This is a genomic window from Streptomyces sp. NPDC057486, from assembly GCF_042802415.1.
Lineage (GTDB): Bacteria > Actinomycetota > Actinomycetes > Streptomycetales > Streptomycetaceae > Streptomyces > Streptomyces yanii.
The window spans coordinates 1-14501 of sequence record NZ_JBHVEE010000111.1 but is presented as its reverse complement, the minus strand read 5'-3'; the positions used below and the strand labels follow the sequence as shown (position 1 = coordinate 14501).

Genomic DNA, 14501 nt, shown 5'->3' with positions numbered 1-14501 from the left:
GCCGGCGCGCGGGGCCCTTCCATGTGCGGGGTCAGATACCGCAGTTGGGAGCCGACCAGTAGTGGCTGGGGCCCTGGTTCACGTGGACGTGGTCGCCGTGGTCCGGGTACCCCGGGCCGAGGATCCCGTTGAAGCCGTGGTTACGGGCTTCCTTGGCCAGGGTGCACAGGGCATGCGGCCCGGCTCCGAGGTCGGCCGCGTCCCCGTACAGATGGCGGCTGTTCGAGGCGCCGCCGACCGCGCTGTTGCAGGCCGTGGAGCGGAAGCCGCTGGTGACCCGGATGGACTGGTCACCGAGGGCGTGCCGCAGCGCCTCCAGCTTCCACATCGTGCTGAGGGCGTTGGCCTTGGCCGTGCCCGCCGCGACGGCACCACCTGCCCAGGTGCTGTTGCAGGTGTTGTGTTCGGCGTACGTGAAGTGGATGGGCGTGCAGTCGTCGTCCTGGAGTGCGTAGAGCTTGGCCTGGGTGGCCGGGCCGGCGACGCCGTCCGCGGCCAGGCCGTAGGCGGCCTGGAAGCGTTTGACGGCTGCGGTGGTGGCGGGGCCGTAGGAGCCGTCGATGGCGAGTACGGAGTTGTAGCCGGGGTATCCGGCAACCCGGATCTGGAGCTGGACGACGTCGTTGCCGGTGGCGCCCGGGGACAGGGTGCGGGTCCAGGTGTAGCAGCCGTCGGCCTGTGCGGTGCCGGAGGTGATCACCGCCCCGCCCCAGGTGAAAGCCATGGTCATGACAAGGCCGAGCAGGAGTCTTGCGGTACGTCTGAGCATGGGGGGGCTCCCTACCACGACGAAGGTATGGAGGCAGAGCCTGTCGGAACGGTCGACGCGCGTCAACCAGGCCTGAAGAAAGGGCAGTTGAGGATCAGCGGGAATGCGGAGGAACGCAGACGGGCCCGGCCCCGCACGCGGGGGACCGGGCCCGCCGACGTTCTACTCGTTCGGCACGATCTCGTAGCGCGGCGTGTTCTCCGCCATCTGCCGCAGCGCGTCCTTGCGGTCCCGCTTCGAGAGCCGGTCGATGTACAGGTAGCCGTACAGGTGGTCCGTCTCGTGCTGCAGGCAGCGCGCGAAGTAGCCGTTGCCGCGGATCCTGACCGGGTTGCCCTTGGCGTCCTGGCCGCGCACCACCGCGTAGTCCGGGCGGGCCAGCGAGGCGTACGCGGTCGGGACGGAGAGGCAGCCCTCGTTGGAGTCGTCGAGGATGCGCTTCTCCGGCGGCAGCTCTTCGAGCACCGGGTTGCAGACGACGCCCACGTGCCGGACACCGTCGTCGTCCTGGCAGTCGTAGACGAACACCTTGAGGTCCACGCCGATCTGGTTGGCGGCCAGGCCCACGCCCTCCGCCGTCCGCTGGCTGGCGAACATGTCGTCGATCAGCCGGCCCAGCTCGTCACCGAACTCGGTGACGTCCTTGCACTCCTTGTGCAGCACCGGGTTGCCCACGACCGTGATCGGACGGGAGGTCCCGCGCTCGCGGTACGCCGCCTCACGCGCCTCACAGTCCTCGGTGTCCACGACGAAGCCTTCGTCGTCGACGCTGATCTGCTCGTCCGTCTCCTGCTGCGCCATGTCCGCCGTACGCCTTCCTCAAAACCCGAATCGATGCCCGTACAGCGTAACGGCCTCCCCCATCGCAGGGAGCGGGCTGCCGATCGCGGGGAGTCGCCCACGGCCGGGCCGCAGACGCACGGCTCAGCAGACTTCTTCGAGATCCCGCCACTCACGGCTGTCCGGGCTGTCCGCCACCCAGCCGTCCAGCAGCCCGCGCACCAGCCCGGCCGGGGCCGCTATCCCGCACTCGCGCTCCGGCACCCACAGGTCTCCGGCGGTGCGATGGCCGAGCGGACCCGGATGGCCGGGCTCGCTGTGGTCGTGCGGGTCGAGATGCTCGCCGTCACCCTCGTCGCTCTCCATCCGGCTCTCGGAACAGGCCCGGCAGAGCAGCCGCACGGATGACGACCAGTCCTCGGCGGCGAACCCGGCATCGGACGCCAGCTGCTCCAGAGCGTCCCGGTCCGCCTCCGTGGCGGCTTCGAGGAGCACCACCCAGGTGGGCACGGGGGACGGCGCCCAGAGCTCGATCTCGTCGAACACGGGGTACGAGGGGCCGGCCGCGGTGACCCGCTCGCCGTGCGGCACCCCGTCGTGCAGGACGACCTCGCCCCAGCGCCGCCCGGAGGAGGGCAGCGGGATCGACAGCACTTCCATCCGGGCCGGATCCAGCCTGCGGCCCCAGACGACCTCGGCCTCACCCTCGGGCGACAGCCGCACGGCCGCGCTGCCCAGCTCCATACCGACCGGCTCGCTGTTGGCCGCCGCGGTGTGCTGGCCGGTGCCGGGCACCTTCAGGCCGTACGCCTGCCAGGCGCGGCGGGCCAGCGGCCAGTCCTGCAGGGCGGTGGCGGCGATCCCGACGTTCCACCAGTCGGGGGCGCCGGACTCCTTGTCGAGGAGCGCGACGGCGCGCAGCCCGGCCGCTCTCGCCTGCTCCCAGTCATGCCGGAATTTGTGCAGCAGCGCCAGGTTGAACCATGACTCGGAGAGCCAGGGTTCCAGGTCCGCCGCCCGTGTCAGCAGTGCGCCCGCGTCCTCGTACCGGCCGTCGCCGATCAGCGTGAACGCGCGGTCCGTGGCCTGCCGCCAAGAGGCGGAGGGCCGATGCCGTACCTTCCCGAAGATCCTCACGATTCCCGCCTGTCCCGACTGGACACCCTCGTCTTGCGCTCTCCTTCGCATCCAACCATGCCTGGCAGGACGCCCGCTCATTACCCATGGGTTACCCAGGTGGGACGGGGGTCAGACCGCCCCGGGCCAGCACCTTGGCAAGCGATTCGACCACTTCCGGCTGGTAGTCGTGGGCGGTGCCGAGCCGGAGCCGTTCCAGAGCGCCGAGCGGGCCGCTGAGACCTTCCCCGCAGAGGTCGTCGTATGCGTTGACGGCGCGGACGATCCGGGCGGGCAGCGGCTGCTCGCGGTACGGGTCGGCCTGCCGCTCCACCACGACGGCGATCTCGGAGTCCACGCCGGTCTGCCGCACCACGGCCCCGCCCAGCAGCGCGATCCGGCGCTGCTCCGCGGCGGGCAGCGGGGCGGTCGCCCCGTCCGGCACCGGGTCGACGAGGGAGAGCTGACCGATGTCGTGCATCAGGGCGGCGTACTCCAGCACGGTGAGCTCGGCCCCGGAGAGCCCCAGCTCCCGGCCGACGGCCGTACACAGGACCGCCACCCTGCGGGCATGCCCGTGGGGGGTGTAGCCGGCGATCTCGGTGGACCGGGCGAGCGAGGCGATGGTCTGCCGGTAGGTGGTGCGTACGGCGACGAACCTGCGGAACGACACCTGGGTCAGCAGCAGGGGCACGCAGAGCACGGGCAGCGCCCACAGCCCGGCGACCGCGACCCCGAGCGCCATCACCGCACCGGTCGCACAGACCGCCGAACCGATGCCGAGAAGGGCGCGCAGCTCGTCGCGAAGCAGCGGTCCGTACGGAATGGAGGTGCCTCCCCTGCTCCGGGCGCCATGGGGGAGGGCGCCGGAGCGCAGCAGCAGGGCGCCGAGCACGGCGTCGCACAGGGCGGTGAGCCCGAGCAGGACGACAAGGAAGAGCGCGAAGAACGGTCCGTCGCCGAACCAGTCGGCGGTCCGGCCGGAGTTGTAGAGCGGCTGGAAGCACACGGCGGCGAACGAGACGGTGACGATCCGCCGGGCGAGCTGGTCGGCGGTGGGCCCGCTGCCGCGCGCCACATGGGGCACGGCTGCGACCAGCTGCGCGGCGACGAGAACGGCGATGACCTGGAGGACCCCGTGGGTGGTGGGTTGCCCGCCACTGCGGCCGAGCAGGGCGTACGCGAGCGCGCCGGCGGCTCCGAGCGGAGCGGGCTCCCGCTCCCCGGGCAGCGCACCCCAGCGGGCGAGTTCACCGACGGTGATGAGCACCCCGAAGGCAAGGGCATGTCCGGGTTCATGAACTCCGTGCCACAGAGTGTGGGCCAGCCCTCCGAGGGCGAGCACAACGGCACCGCCACGGACGGCAGCGACGGCGCCGGTCACCGGGGACGTTCCGCGGCACCGTCGAGCCCGTCCGCACCGTCGAGCCCGTCGGCATCACCGAGCCCGTCCGGCGGCCGGGGACCGGACGCCTGCCGGACGAACCCGGAGCCCGCACCCGCACCCGCACCCGCACCCGCACCCGCACCCGCACCCGCACCCGCACCCGGCAATGGAACTGCCTCGTCCGCCGTCACCGCCACCGACTCAGCAGCCCACCCGCACCGATCCACCGCCCTCGCCAGCGCCCGCACCATCTGCGGATCGAACTGCGTCCCCGCACAGCGCTTCAGCTCCTCCACCGCCACCGGAACCGGCCGTCCCCTGCGGTAGGACCGCGTCGACGTCATCGCGTCGAACGCGTCGGCCACCGCGACGACCCGGGCGAACTCGGGAATCTCCCGCCCGCTCAGCCCGTAGGGATATCCGCTGCCGTCGAGCCGCTCGTGATGGTGCAGGATCGCCGCCCGCGCCTCGCCCAGGAAGCCGATGCCCCGGACGATCTCGTGGCCGTACTCCGGGTGCAGCTCGATCACGCGCCGTTCCTCCGGGGTGAGCGGCCCGTCCTTGCGCAGCACCCGGGTCGGCACGCCGAGCTTGCCGACGTCGTGCAGGATCCCGGCGAACCGGAGCACTTCGAGCCGGTCCTCCGCCATGCCCAGCTCCCGGGCGATCAACACGGAGGCCCGCCCGACGCGCTCACTGTGCCCCCGGGTGTATGTGTCCTTGATGTCGACGGCCTGCACCAGCGCCCGGATGGTGGCGCGGTGCGCGGCCTGCTGGCGGTGGTACTGGGAGAAGACCCAGCAGGAGATGTACATCGGCAGCAGGACGAAGAGCGCCGACAGCGGCCCGTACGAGCTGCGCCACAGCAGGGCCATCATCAGTCCGGCGAGCCCGTGCACCAGGTGTGGTCCGAGCGAGCTCGGCAGAAGCCCCCTCCAGGCCCGCCTGACGGGCAGCCGTTCGGCCGCGGCCAGGATCGAGCCGTCCAGGGCGGTCAGGATGAGACTGAAGGCCAGCGCGGCGACGCAGGCGGGCAGGACGGCGTACGGGAAGTCGGGCAGCAGCCCGGGGCCGGGCCCGCCGAGCGTGGCGCCGCCGCCGAGCAGGCCGTGGACGGCCGACGCCACCCAGACAGTGATCACCAGCTGGGCCGTGCGCCAGACGCGGCGGGCCGCGATGGGCGCGTTCTCCACCCGGCCGACGAGTGAGCCGGGGATCGCGACCAGCGCCGCGGCGGCAGGCGGCAGCAGGAACGCCGCCGCGAGCAGCAGCGGAAAGAACGATCCGGAACCGATCGGCACGGAGCTGCCGAAGAACGGGCAGCGTCCGGGAAGTTCACAGACCAGATAGAGCCCGGTGAGCAGACCGACGGTGCCCCAGGGCACCTCCGTACCGTCGGGCGGCAACGCGGGCCGCACACAGAGGACAGCGCAGACCGCGGCGACCAGAATGACCGCGCGCGCCGCACCCCCGGTGCCTCTCACCCGCCCTGCCCGCCCCCCAACTAGGTCAATGGAGGCGCCACGCTAGCGAGTTGGGCACTCGGTCGAGCACGGTTGAGCCCGATTAGCACGTTCGGGTGAAGGGCACGCGTCAGCGGTGGTGAGAGTGAGGGCGTGCCACGACAGTCGTGGCACGCCCTCGGTGCGCGGAAGGGGCCCCCGTCCTCAGGGGCGGCCGCCGGTCAGTCCGTGGCAGCGGTCGGCAGCTCGGCCACCACGTCCTGGTCCGGCACGGCCTGCCCGGAGCGGATCAGATCGATCCGGCCCATCACCTTGGAGCGCAGGTCGGCCGGCACGTCGTCGTGACCGCAGCAGCGCTTGACCAGCTTCTTCACCGCCTGCTCCAGCCCGTACTTCTCCAGGCAGGGGGAGCACTCCTCGAAGTGCACCTCGAACTTGGTGCAGTCGCTGTCGGGCATCTCATGGTCGAGAAACTCGTAGAGATGATCGAGGACTTCTGAGCAGTCCGTCTCGTGCGGCTCTCCGCAGCTCATGAGCCCGAGCCTTTCCGATCGTCCGACTCTCCGGCGCCGGCCGGGACGAGCCCGCGTTCACGGGCGTAGTCCTCCAGCATGCCGCGCAGTTGGCGGCGGCCCCGGTGCAGTCGGGACATCACCGTACCGATGGGAGTCCCCATGATGTCCGCGATCTCCTTGTAGGCAAAGCCCTCTACATCGGCGAGATAAACCGCGATGCGGAACTCCTCGGGAATCGCCTGCAGCGCGGACTTCACGTCCGAGTCCGGCAGGTGATCGAGCGCCTGCGACTCGGCGGAGCGCAGACCTGTGGACATGTGCGACTCGGCGCGCGCCAGCTGCCAGTCCTCGATCTCCTCGGCGGCACTGCGCTGGGGTTCGCGCTGCTTCTTGCGGTACGAGTTGATGAACGTGTTGGTGAGGATGCGGTACATCCACGCCTTGAGGTTCGTCCCCTCGCGGAACTGGTGGAAGGAGCCGTACGCCTTCGCATACGTCTCCTGAACCAGGTCCTCGGCGTCCGCGGGATTGCGCGTCATGCGCAGCGCGGCCGAGTACATCTGGTCGAGGAAACCGAGGGCGTCCCGCTCGAAGCGCGCATTGCGCTCGGCAGCCGTCTCCTCCGCGCGGCCGTCGTCGGTCCCTGTGTCGGTACCGGTGACCGGACCCACCTCCTCCAACGCTGTGGCGGTTCCGAGACCGGAACCGCTCGAATCGGAGAATAGTCGACCTTGCTTCGACGCGGGCTGTCGTTCCGATCCGCTCCGTGCCCGCCCGGGGGTGGTCTTCGCCGCGTGCAGCACCGTCCACTCCAGATCAGCGGCGTTCGAGCGGCGCGGGCAGATGGTCGAACCCATGCGACGGACTCCCTCTCCACGTAGGACGTTGATGTACCGATGTCCCCGTCAACAGTGGCCCCCGACACAACATTCCCGGGGTGCGCCGGGTCGTCCGCGGGTGTGATCCGATCCACCCGGAAAATGTACGGGCCTGCGTCACGGGAGTCGGTCCAGCCAGTCCGTCACGGCAGTGGTGAGGAGTTCCATCGCCCGGTCCTCGGTCAGTCCGGACTTCTTCGGTACGGCGAAGCCGTGGTCCCCGTACGGCACCTCGGCGATCTCGTACTCCCCCGGAGGGAATTCGGCCGGCCGACCGAACGGGTCGTGGCCGCCCTGCACGACGAGCGTGGGCACGCCCGCGCCGAGCAGCTCGTCCTTGCGGGACTTCTCCGGTCTGCCCGGCGGGTGCAGGGGGAAACTGAGCGCGAGGACGGCGTGCGCGCCGAGCTCGGCCGCCGTGCGGCAGGCCACCCGCGCGCCTGCGCTGCGTCCGCCGGCGACGACGGGCAGCCCCGGTGCGGTGAGAGCGGGCCACAGGTCGCGCCAGCCGGTGTCCAGGGTCTTCGGGGCGGGCGCGAGCTTCTTCCCGGCGACCCGCCACGGTTGCTCCACCAGGGCGACGGTCACGCCGCGTGCGGGCAGTGCGGCGGCCAGTGCCTGGAGGTCGCGGGCCTCGATGCCGCCACCGGCCCCGTGGCTGACGGCGAGCACCAGGCGAGGTCTGCGCGCGGGCAGCCAGGTGATCCGGGCGGGCCCGGTGGCGGTGTCGACCGTCTCGGCCGTCGGGGCCGTCTCTCTACGACTCACAGCGCCCATCCTGCCCGGTCAGAAGAGCGTGCCGACCTCCGGCGCGGTCAGTTCCTCCAGGAGCTCGGGCCCGTTGTTGCGGACGTTGCTGACGGCCGTGGCCACCGGGTACGCCCGCATCAGTCCGCCGGGCGGCGGTGCCAGCAGCGCCCGCAGCTCCTCGACGTCGGTGTGCGAGGGGTCCAGCCAGGCGTCCCAGCGGTCCGGGGTCAGCATCAGCGGCATCCGGGGGTGGATGTCGGAGAGCGTGCCCGGGCCCTCGGCGGGGGCGACGGCGAGGGGGGTGGTCTCCGCCTCGGTGGTGATCACGGAGCAGGTCACCCACCAGGCCTGCGGGTGGTCGTCCGGCAGCGTCCGGTCACGCCAGAACTCGTACAGTCCGGCCATCGCGAAGACCGATCCGTCGGCGGGCGTCACGAAGTACGGCTGCTTTCGCGGCCGCTTCTTCTTCCCCTTCTCCTCCAGCTGCCGCTCGTCGGCGCCGGTGACCCACTCGTAGTAGCCGTCGGCGGGCAGGATGCAACGGCGCGAGACGAAGGGGCGGCGGAAGGACGGCTTCTCATGGACGGTCTCCGCGCGGGCGTTGATCATCCGGGCTCCGCCCTCGGGCGACTTGGCCCATGAGGGGACGAGTCCCCACTTCAGGGCGCGCAGCTGGCGAACCGGGCGTTGATCATCCGCGTCTTTCACGGGACGTTCCAGTACGGCGTAGACCTCTTTGGTCGGCGCCACGTTGTAGTCCGGCTCCAGTGCCTCCGCCGGTTCCCATTTCTCGACTCCGAAGAGTCCGGTGAGATCCTCGGGCCGCCGACTCGCTGCATACCGTCCGCACATAAGTGCCAGACTGCCACGACCCACCGCCACAACCGCAAGGAGCCGCCCCCACATGGACAGCACCGAACTGGGCGATCTGTGGGATCGCGTCTTCGGCACCCAGCCCGCCCCCGAACAGTGGCTGGTGGTCGTGACGGCCACGGTCGCGCTCATCGCCGTCGTACCGAACGTCCTGTGGCGGCTCTCGCGCAACGCGATCACCATCGCCCACGAGGGCGGGCACGGGCTGATAGCCCTGGTCAGCGGGCGCAGGCTGGAAGGCATCCGGCTGCACTCGGACACCAGCGGGCTGACCGTGAGCCGCGGCAGGCCCACCGGTGCCGGCATGATCCTCACCGCGGCGGCGGGGTACACCGCGCCGCCGCTGCTGGGACTGGGCGGCGCGTGGCTGCTCACCGACGGCCGGATCACGCTGCTGCTGTGGGTGTCGACCGCGCTGCTCGCGGTGATGCTGGTGATGATCCGCAATCTGTACGGCGCGCTCACGGTGATCTTCACCGGTACGGCGTTCCTGCTGGTCTCCTGGCTGGCTTCACCCGCGGTGCAGTCGCTGTTCGGCTACACCGTGGTCTGGTTCCTGCTGCTCGGGGGTGTACGTCCGGCGTTCGAGCTGCAGTCGAAGCGACGGCGCGGCGGGGCGCCGGACTCGGACGCGGACCAGTTGTCCCGGCTCACGGATGTGCCGGCCGTGCTGTGGCTCGGCTTTTTCCATGCGGTGTCGATCTGCTCGCTGATCGGCGGCGGCCGCTGGATGCTCGGCCGTTGAGGGACGACAGCCCGGGGCGGCGCCCACCATGCTTCTATTACGCCCCGGTTTCGGCCGATTTGATCAAGATCCGGGTTTGCGGCGAGCCACTAAAGTGAGGTCCATGACCGAAAGTTCCGTGCACCCCGCCCTCTGGCCCGCCCCCCATGCGAGCGGAGCCGTCGACGCGACCGTCGTCGTGCCCGGATCGAAATCGGTCACCAACCGGGCGCTGGTCCTGGCCGCTCTCGCCGCCGAGCCGGGCTGGCTGCGCCGCCCGCTGCGGTCCCGCGACACCTTGCTGATGGCGCAGGCGCTGCGCGCGATGGGCGTCGGCATCGAGGAGGGCGTCGGCCCGGACGGCTCCGGCGAGGCCTGGCGGGTCATTCCGGCCGGGCTGCACGGCCCCACCACGGTCGACGTCGGCAACGCCGGAACGGTGATGCGTTTCCTGCCGCCGGTCGCCGCCCTCGCCGACGGTCCGATCCGCTTCGACGGCGACCCGCGTGCGTACGAGCGGCCGCTGACCGGCGTGATCGACGCGCTGCGGGTCCTCGGCGCCCGGATCGACGACGACGGGCGCGGTTCGCTGCCGATGACCGTGCACGGCGGCGGGGCGCTGGACGGCGGCCCGGTGGCGATCGACGCCTCCTCGTCGTCCCAGTTCGTCTCGGCGCTGCTGCTGTCGGCGCCGCGTTTCAACCAGGGCGTGGAGGTACGCCACACCGGTTCCCGGCTTCCTTCGATGCCGCACATCCGGATGACGGTCGACATGCTGCGGGCCGTCGGCGCCCAGGTCGACGAGCCGGAGACGGGCGGCGAGCCGAATGTCTGGCGGGTTTCCCCGTCCGCGCTGCTCGGCCGCGACCTGACGGTCGAGCCGGACCTTTCCAACGCCCAGCCCTTCCTCGCGGCGGCGCTGGTCACCGGTGGCCGGGTGACGATCCCGGACTGGCCGGAGTACACCACCCAGCCGGGTGACACGCTGCGCGAGATCTTCACCACCATGGGCGGCAGCTGTGAACTGACCGAGCGCGGTCTGACGTTCACCGGATCGGGCCGTATCCACGGCATCGACGTGGACCTCGGCGAGGTCGGCGAACTGACCCCCGGCATCGCTGCGGTCGCGGCCCTCGCCGACTCCCCCTCCACACTGAGCGGTGTCGCACATCTGCGGCTGCACGAGACGGACCGGCTGGCCGCGCTCACCAAGGAGATCAACGAGCTCGGCGGCAACGTCACCGAGACCGCCGACGGGCTGCACATCGAGCCGCGCCCGCTGCACGGCGGTACCTTCCATACGTACGACGACCACCGGATGGCAACCGCCGGTTCGATCATCGGCCTTGCCGTCCCCGGAGTGGAGATCGAGAACGTGGCGACAACCGCCAAGACCCTGCCGGATTTCCCGCAGATGTGGACCCGAATGCTCGGGGCCTGAATCATGCGTCGCTACGGCAAGAACCCCGACGAGGACGACATCCGGTTCCGCCCCAACCCGAAGGGCAACCGGCCTCGTACACATACCCGCCCGAAGCACGAGGACGCCGAGGAGGGCATGGTCCTCACCGTGGACCGCGGCCGCCTGACGTGTCTCGTCGACGGCCGTACGGTCATGGCGATGAAGGCCCGGGAGCTGGGCCGGAAGGCCGCGGTGGTCGGCGACACCGTCTCGATCGTCGGCGATCTGTCGGGTGACAAGGACACCCTCGCGCGCATCGTCCGGATCGGTGAGCGCCGCTCGGTGCTGCGTCGGACGGCGGACGACGACGATCCGTACGAGCGGGTGGTCGTCGCCAATGCCGACCAGCTGGCGATCGTCACCGCGCTGGCGGATCCGGAACCCCGCCCACGGATGATCGACCGCTGTCTGGTGGCGGCGTACGACGGCGGACTCTCCCCGCTCCTGGTCCTGACCAAGTCCGACCTCGCATCGCCGGACAAGCTCCTGGAGGCGTACACCCCACTGGGGGTCCCGTACATCGTCACCAGCCGCGAGGAGCTGGAGAACGGCGATGCGGCGGACCGGGTGCGCGAGCAGCTGAACGACCGGGTGACCGCCTTTGTCGGGCATTCCGGTGTCGGGAAGACCACCCTGGTCAACGCCCTCGTGCCGAAGGACCGGCGGCGTACGACGGGTGTCGTCAACGCGGTCACGGGCCGCGGCCGGCACACCACCACCTCGGCGCTCGCGCTGCCGCTGCCGGACGGGCGCGGCTGGGTGGTCGACACCCCCGGAGTGCGCTCCTTCGGGCTGAACCACATCGACCCGTCGCGGGTCATCCACGCGTTCCCCGACCTGGAGCCGGGCACCGAGGACTGTCCCCGCGGTTGCACCCATGACGCCACCCAACCGGAATGCGCGCTGGGTGCCTGGGTCGCCGCCGGGCACGCCGATCCGGCACGGCTGGACTCCCTGCACCGGCTGCTGGCCACCCGGGAACGACGCGAAGGCGACTGACCCGGGTACGTTTGCGACCTGCTGCTGACGGTAAGTGCATAATCGCGCTCAGCGGGACGGAGCAGTCACCGATGTGGGAGGGCACTGACGATGGCGTGGCTGCTGGTCGTGGTCGCTGGACTTCTGGAGACCGGCTTCGCCGTCTGCCTGAAGCTGTCCCACGGCTTCACCCGGCTCTGGCCGACCATCGCGTTCTGCGTCTTCGCACTCGGCAGCTTCGGGCTGCTGACGCTGTCCTTGAAGAAGCTCGACGTGGGACCCGCCTACGCCGTCTGGACGGGCATCGGCGCGGCGGGCACGGCGATCTACGGCATGGTCTTCCTGAACGATGTGGTCTCCACCCTCAAGCTGGTGTCGATCTCGCTGGTGATCCTGGGTGTGATCGGACTGCAGCTGTCGGGCTCGTCCCACTGACAGCGACGGGCGGCGCTGTGCCCCGCCGCCTCCACTTGCAGCGCTCTCGCGCTCCGGGGCGCCGGCGGCCCGCCCGTCACGCCGCGGGCCACCGCTCCACCGCCTCGCGGACCAGCGGCGCCGCGTCCGAGGGGAGGGCGGACGCGGCGACCGCGTACGAGAGCGCGAGCCGCATCGCGATCTCGCAGGTCGTGGCCAGTGCCGCCGGGTCGTGCGGCGGGCGCCCCCCGTCCAGCGCGGCCACCGCGCGATCGCACACCAGACCGAGCAGTTCGACGGGGGTCGGCGGTCCGGCATCGGCCCGCCGCTGCGCCGGCACGGACGAACCGGTCGGCGCCGCCAGACGTACGGGACGGGGTAATCGCTCGCTCCAGCAACCCGTGAGCAACGCCCTGACCAGTGCGTTCGTCCGGGCCGCCCGCACTGTCCAGGCAGCGGTCGCGGCGAGTCTGTCCCCCGTGCCGCCGGGCGATCCCAGCGCCCGTTCGACACCGGCGAGATAGCCGTCGGCGGCGCGCCGGACCAGAGCCCGGGCCAGGCCGTCCTTGCTGCCGAACTCGTTGTAGAGGGTCTGCCGGGAGACTCCGGCGGCGGACGCGACATCGACCATCCGCACGGTCGGCCAGGGCCGGGTGGTGAGCGCCGAGAGGGCGGCGTCCAGCAATGCTTCGCGCGCTGTCGGCATCGTCGCCTCCCACGCCAGGGACTCTGCGGTTCAGAGTTGACGCGCCACCGGGCACTGTCAAGACCTCGAGCAGCCGCCGGGGCCGTGTAGCCCTGTTCACCTGCGGTCGATACTGTGACGACATGCCCGATTACCACGATGATCTGCGCCTCGCCCACGTGCTGGCGGACGCCGCCGACGCGGCGACGATGGACCGGTTCAAGGCTCTGGACCTCAAGGTCGAGACCAAGCCGGACATGACGCCGGTGAGCGAGGCCGACAAGGCCGCCGAGGAGCTGATCCGCGGCCACCTCCATCGGGCACGTCCGCGCGATGCGATCCTCGGCGAGGAGTACGGGATCGAGGGCACCGGTCCGCGCCGCTGGGTCGTCGACCCGATCGACGGCACCAAGAACTACGTCCGCGGTGTCCCGGTCTGGGCGACCCTGATCTCACTGATGGAGGCGGGCGAGAACGGGTTCCAGCCGGTGGTCGGTGTCGTGTCGGCGCCCGCGCTGGGCCGCCGCTGGTGGGCGGCCAAGGGCGCGGGGGCGTACTCCGGCCGCAGCCTCACCTCCGCGACCCGGCTGCAGGTCTCGAAGGTCGAGCGGATCGCGGACGCCTCGTTCGCGTACGCCTCGATGACCGGCTGGGAGGAGCAGGGCCGGCTCGACGGCTTCATGGACCTGACCCGGGCCTGCTGGCGTACGCGTGGGTACGGCGACTTCTGGCCGTACATGATGGTCGCCGAGGGCTCGGTCGACATCTGCGCGGAGCCGGAGCTCTCACTCTGGGACATGGCGGCGAACGCGATCATCGTCCAGGAGGCGGGTGGCCGGTTCACCAGCCTGGACGGAGTCTCCGGTCCGGGCGGCGGGAACGCGGCAGCCTCGAACGGCCTGCTCCACCACGAGCTGCTGGGCTATCTCAACCAGCGGTACTGATCCCGGGCCGTCACGACGCATGCGGACCTCGAGGGGCGTGTGGTGCACTTCCGCGCGCCCCTCGAATGATCTCCACACACCCCTTGTTGGACTCCCCCAGGGATGCAACGCTGAGAGTCCCCCCACTTGTGAACTTGTGAATCGACTCACACAGTCGCTTCACGAAGGAGGTGGCTCCCTTCATGCTCGTCCGTGACGCCATGAGCACGATGGTCCTCACTATCGGCCCCACTCATACGCTCCGCCAGGCGGCCCGACTGATGTCCGCACGCCGCATCGGGGCGGCGGTCGTCCTCGACCGCGACACCAGCGGGATCGGTATTCTCACCGAGCGCGACATCCTGAACTCGGTCGGCTCCGGCCAGAACCCCGATACCGAGACCGCGTCCACCCACACCACCAACGATGTGGTCTTCGCCGCGCCGAGCTGGACCCTGGAAGAGGCCGCGGAGGCCATGACGCACGGCGGATTCCGCCATCTGATCGTGCTGGACGACCACGGGCCCGTCGGCATCGTCTCGGTCCGCGACATCATCCGCTGCTGGGCACCAGCCCGGCGCCACCCGGTGGAGCTGGTCGGCTGAGTTCCCCCACGTACGTACGACCGATGGGCCTGCCCCCTCGGTGAAGAGGGGGCAGGCCCGTCGTCGGCGGGAGAGCCGGCACTGGGGCGTGTGTCGGAAGTCCCGCCGTCCGCCCGAAGGGTGGGCCCGGCGGCGTCCGGTGCGTGCGATCGCAAGGCGGAGGGTCGTCCTCGTACTGG

Annotated in this window: 16 protein-coding genes; 6 read left to right on the top strand and 10 right to left on the bottom strand. The window is 70.9% G+C overall.

The window, feature by feature from the left end:
* Window positions 1-31 precede the first annotated feature (31 nt).
* From ACFU6I_RS35835 to ACFU6I_RS35795, 9 genes are all read right to left on the bottom strand, one after another.
* Complete coding sequence (locus ACFU6I_RS35835) at window positions 32-769, bottom strand: D-Ala-D-Ala carboxypeptidase family metallohydrolase (protein ID WP_384050254.1); 738 nt, start codon at window positions 767-769, stop codon at window positions 32-34.
* Between the two features lie 162 nt (window positions 770-931).
* Window positions 932-1570 carry a peptide deformylase gene (gene def, locus ACFU6I_RS35830; RefSeq protein WP_384374692.1) on the bottom strand — a complete coding sequence of 213 codons (639 nt, stop codon included), beginning with the start codon at window positions 1568-1570 and terminating at the stop codon, window positions 932-934.
* Window positions 1571-1693: 123 nt separating this feature from the next.
* The gene (locus tag ACFU6I_RS35825) at window positions 1694-2686 is read right to left on the bottom strand and encodes a tetratricopeptide repeat protein (protein ID WP_384374689.1); all 993 of its coding nucleotides are present in this window, start codon (window positions 2684-2686) and stop codon (window positions 1694-1696) included.
* Between the two features lie 91 nt (window positions 2687-2777).
* Window positions 2778-4049: an HD-GYP domain-containing protein gene (locus ACFU6I_RS35820; protein WP_384374686.1), complete on the bottom strand. Its 1272-nt coding sequence runs from the start codon at window positions 4047-4049 to the stop codon at window positions 2778-2780.
* Window positions 4046-5536 (bottom strand): HD-GYP domain-containing protein, encoded by a 1491-nt coding sequence (locus ACFU6I_RS35815; protein WP_384374683.1) that lies wholly within the window; start codon window positions 5534-5536, stop codon window positions 4046-4048. Before ACFU6I_RS35815 ends, ACFU6I_RS35820 begins: the two co-directional genes overlap by 4 nt.
* A 200-nt stretch (window positions 5537-5736) precedes the next feature.
* Entirely contained in the window at window positions 5737-6048 is a 312-nt protein-coding gene (rsrA, locus tag ACFU6I_RS35810; protein ID WP_327244436.1) for a mycothiol system anti-sigma-R factor, read from the bottom strand.
* Window positions 6045-6701, bottom strand: a complete 657-nt coding sequence (locus tag ACFU6I_RS35805; RefSeq protein WP_384374724.1) for a sigma-70 family RNA polymerase sigma factor — start codon at window positions 6699-6701, stop codon at window positions 6045-6047. Before ACFU6I_RS35805 ends, rsrA begins: the two co-directional genes overlap by 4 nt.
* A 324-nt stretch (window positions 6702-7025) precedes the next feature.
* A complete protein-coding gene (locus ACFU6I_RS35800; RefSeq protein WP_384374680.1) occupies window positions 7026-7685 on the bottom strand; it encodes an alpha/beta family hydrolase in 660 nt (219 codons plus the stop codon).
* A 9-nt stretch (window positions 7686-7694) separates the two neighbouring features.
* Complete coding sequence (locus ACFU6I_RS35795; protein WP_384374677.1) at window positions 7695-8510, bottom strand: SOS response-associated peptidase; 816 nt, start codon at window positions 8508-8510, stop codon at window positions 7695-7697.
* Between the two features lie 52 nt (window positions 8511-8562).
* On the opposite strand from ACFU6I_RS35795, the gene ACFU6I_RS35790 reads away from it, so the two are divergent.
* The 4 genes from ACFU6I_RS35790 to ACFU6I_RS35775 all read left to right on the top strand — a co-directional run bounded on the left by ACFU6I_RS35790 (window position 8563) and on the right by ACFU6I_RS35775 (window position 12130).
* On the top strand, window positions 8563-9276 hold the full coding sequence (locus ACFU6I_RS35790; RefSeq protein WP_384374674.1) for a M50 family metallopeptidase: 714 nt from the start codon (window positions 8563-8565) through the stop codon (window positions 9274-9276).
* A gap of 103 nt (window positions 9277-9379) precedes the next feature.
* Window positions 9380-10696 (top strand): 3-phosphoshikimate 1-carboxyvinyltransferase, encoded by a 1317-nt coding sequence (aroA, locus tag ACFU6I_RS35785; protein WP_384374671.1) that lies wholly within the window; start codon window positions 9380-9382, stop codon window positions 10694-10696.
* 3 nt (window positions 10697-10699) lie between these two features.
* Window positions 10700-11716 (top strand): ribosome small subunit-dependent GTPase A, encoded by a 1017-nt coding sequence (gene rsgA / locus ACFU6I_RS35780; RefSeq protein ID WP_266981705.1) that lies wholly within the window; start codon window positions 10700-10702, stop codon window positions 11714-11716.
* A 90-nt stretch (window positions 11717-11806) separates the two neighbouring features.
* Window positions 11807-12130, top strand: coding sequence for a multidrug efflux SMR transporter (locus ACFU6I_RS35775; RefSeq protein ID WP_345510443.1), 324 nt, complete (start codon window positions 11807-11809; stop codon window positions 12128-12130).
* Between the two features lie 76 nt (window positions 12131-12206).
* On the opposite strand, the gene ACFU6I_RS35770 is transcribed toward ACFU6I_RS35775, so the two are convergent.
* Window positions 12207-12815: a TetR/AcrR family transcriptional regulator gene (locus tag ACFU6I_RS35770; protein WP_384374668.1), complete on the bottom strand. Its 609-nt coding sequence runs from the start codon at window positions 12813-12815 to the stop codon at window positions 12207-12209.
* 122 nt (window positions 12816-12937) lie between these two features.
* On the opposite strand from ACFU6I_RS35770, the gene hisN reads away from it, so the two are divergent.
* Window positions 12938-13738: a histidinol-phosphatase gene (gene hisN, locus ACFU6I_RS35765; RefSeq protein ID WP_345510445.1), complete on the top strand. Its 801-nt coding sequence runs from the start codon at window positions 12938-12940 to the stop codon at window positions 13736-13738.
* 182 nt (window positions 13739-13920) lie between these two features.
* Complete coding sequence (locus ACFU6I_RS35760; RefSeq protein WP_345510456.1) at window positions 13921-14322, top strand: CBS domain-containing protein; 402 nt, start codon at window positions 13921-13923, stop codon at window positions 14320-14322.
* Window positions 14323-14501: the final 179 nt, after the last annotated feature.

What these genes read in the sequence shown, in the direction of transcription:
- ACFU6I_RS35835 (WP_384050254.1), bottom strand. Translation starts at nt 769, where the DNA reads ATGCTCAGACGTACCGCAAGACTCCTGCTCGGCCTTGTCATGACCATG.
- def (WP_384374692.1), bottom strand. Translation starts at nt 1,570, where the DNA reads ATGGCGCAGCAGGAGACGGACGAGCAGATCAGCGTCGACGACGAAGGC.
- rsrA (WP_327244436.1), bottom strand. Translation starts at nt 6,048, where the DNA reads ATGAGCTGCGGAGAGCCGCACGAGACGGACTGCTCAGAAGTCCTCGAT.
- ACFU6I_RS35800 (WP_384374680.1), bottom strand. Translation starts at nt 7,685, where the DNA reads ATGGGCGCTGTGAGTCGTAGAGAGACGGCCCCGACGGCCGAGACGGTC.
- ACFU6I_RS35795 (WP_384374677.1), bottom strand. Translation starts at nt 8,510, where the DNA reads ATGTGCGGACGGTATGCAGCGAGTCGGCGGCCCGAGGATCTCACCGGA.
- ACFU6I_RS35790 (WP_384374674.1), top strand. Translation starts at nt 8,563, where the DNA reads ATGGACAGCACCGAACTGGGCGATCTGTGGGATCGCGTCTTCGGCACC.
- aroA (WP_384374671.1), top strand. Translation starts at nt 9,380, where the DNA reads ATGACCGAAAGTTCCGTGCACCCCGCCCTCTGGCCCGCCCCCCATGCG.
- rsgA (WP_266981705.1), top strand. Translation starts at nt 10,700, where the DNA reads ATGCGTCGCTACGGCAAGAACCCCGACGAGGACGACATCCGGTTCCGC.
- ACFU6I_RS35775 (WP_345510443.1), top strand. Translation starts at nt 11,807, where the DNA reads ATGGCGTGGCTGCTGGTCGTGGTCGCTGGACTTCTGGAGACCGGCTTC.
- ACFU6I_RS35770 (WP_384374668.1), bottom strand. Translation starts at nt 12,815, where the DNA reads ATGCCGACAGCGCGCGAAGCATTGCTGGACGCCGCCCTCTCGGCGCTC.
- hisN (WP_345510445.1), top strand. Translation starts at nt 12,938, where the DNA reads ATGCCCGATTACCACGATGATCTGCGCCTCGCCCACGTGCTGGCGGAC.
- ACFU6I_RS35760 (WP_345510456.1), top strand. Translation starts at nt 13,921, where the DNA reads ATGCTCGTCCGTGACGCCATGAGCACGATGGTCCTCACTATCGGCCCC.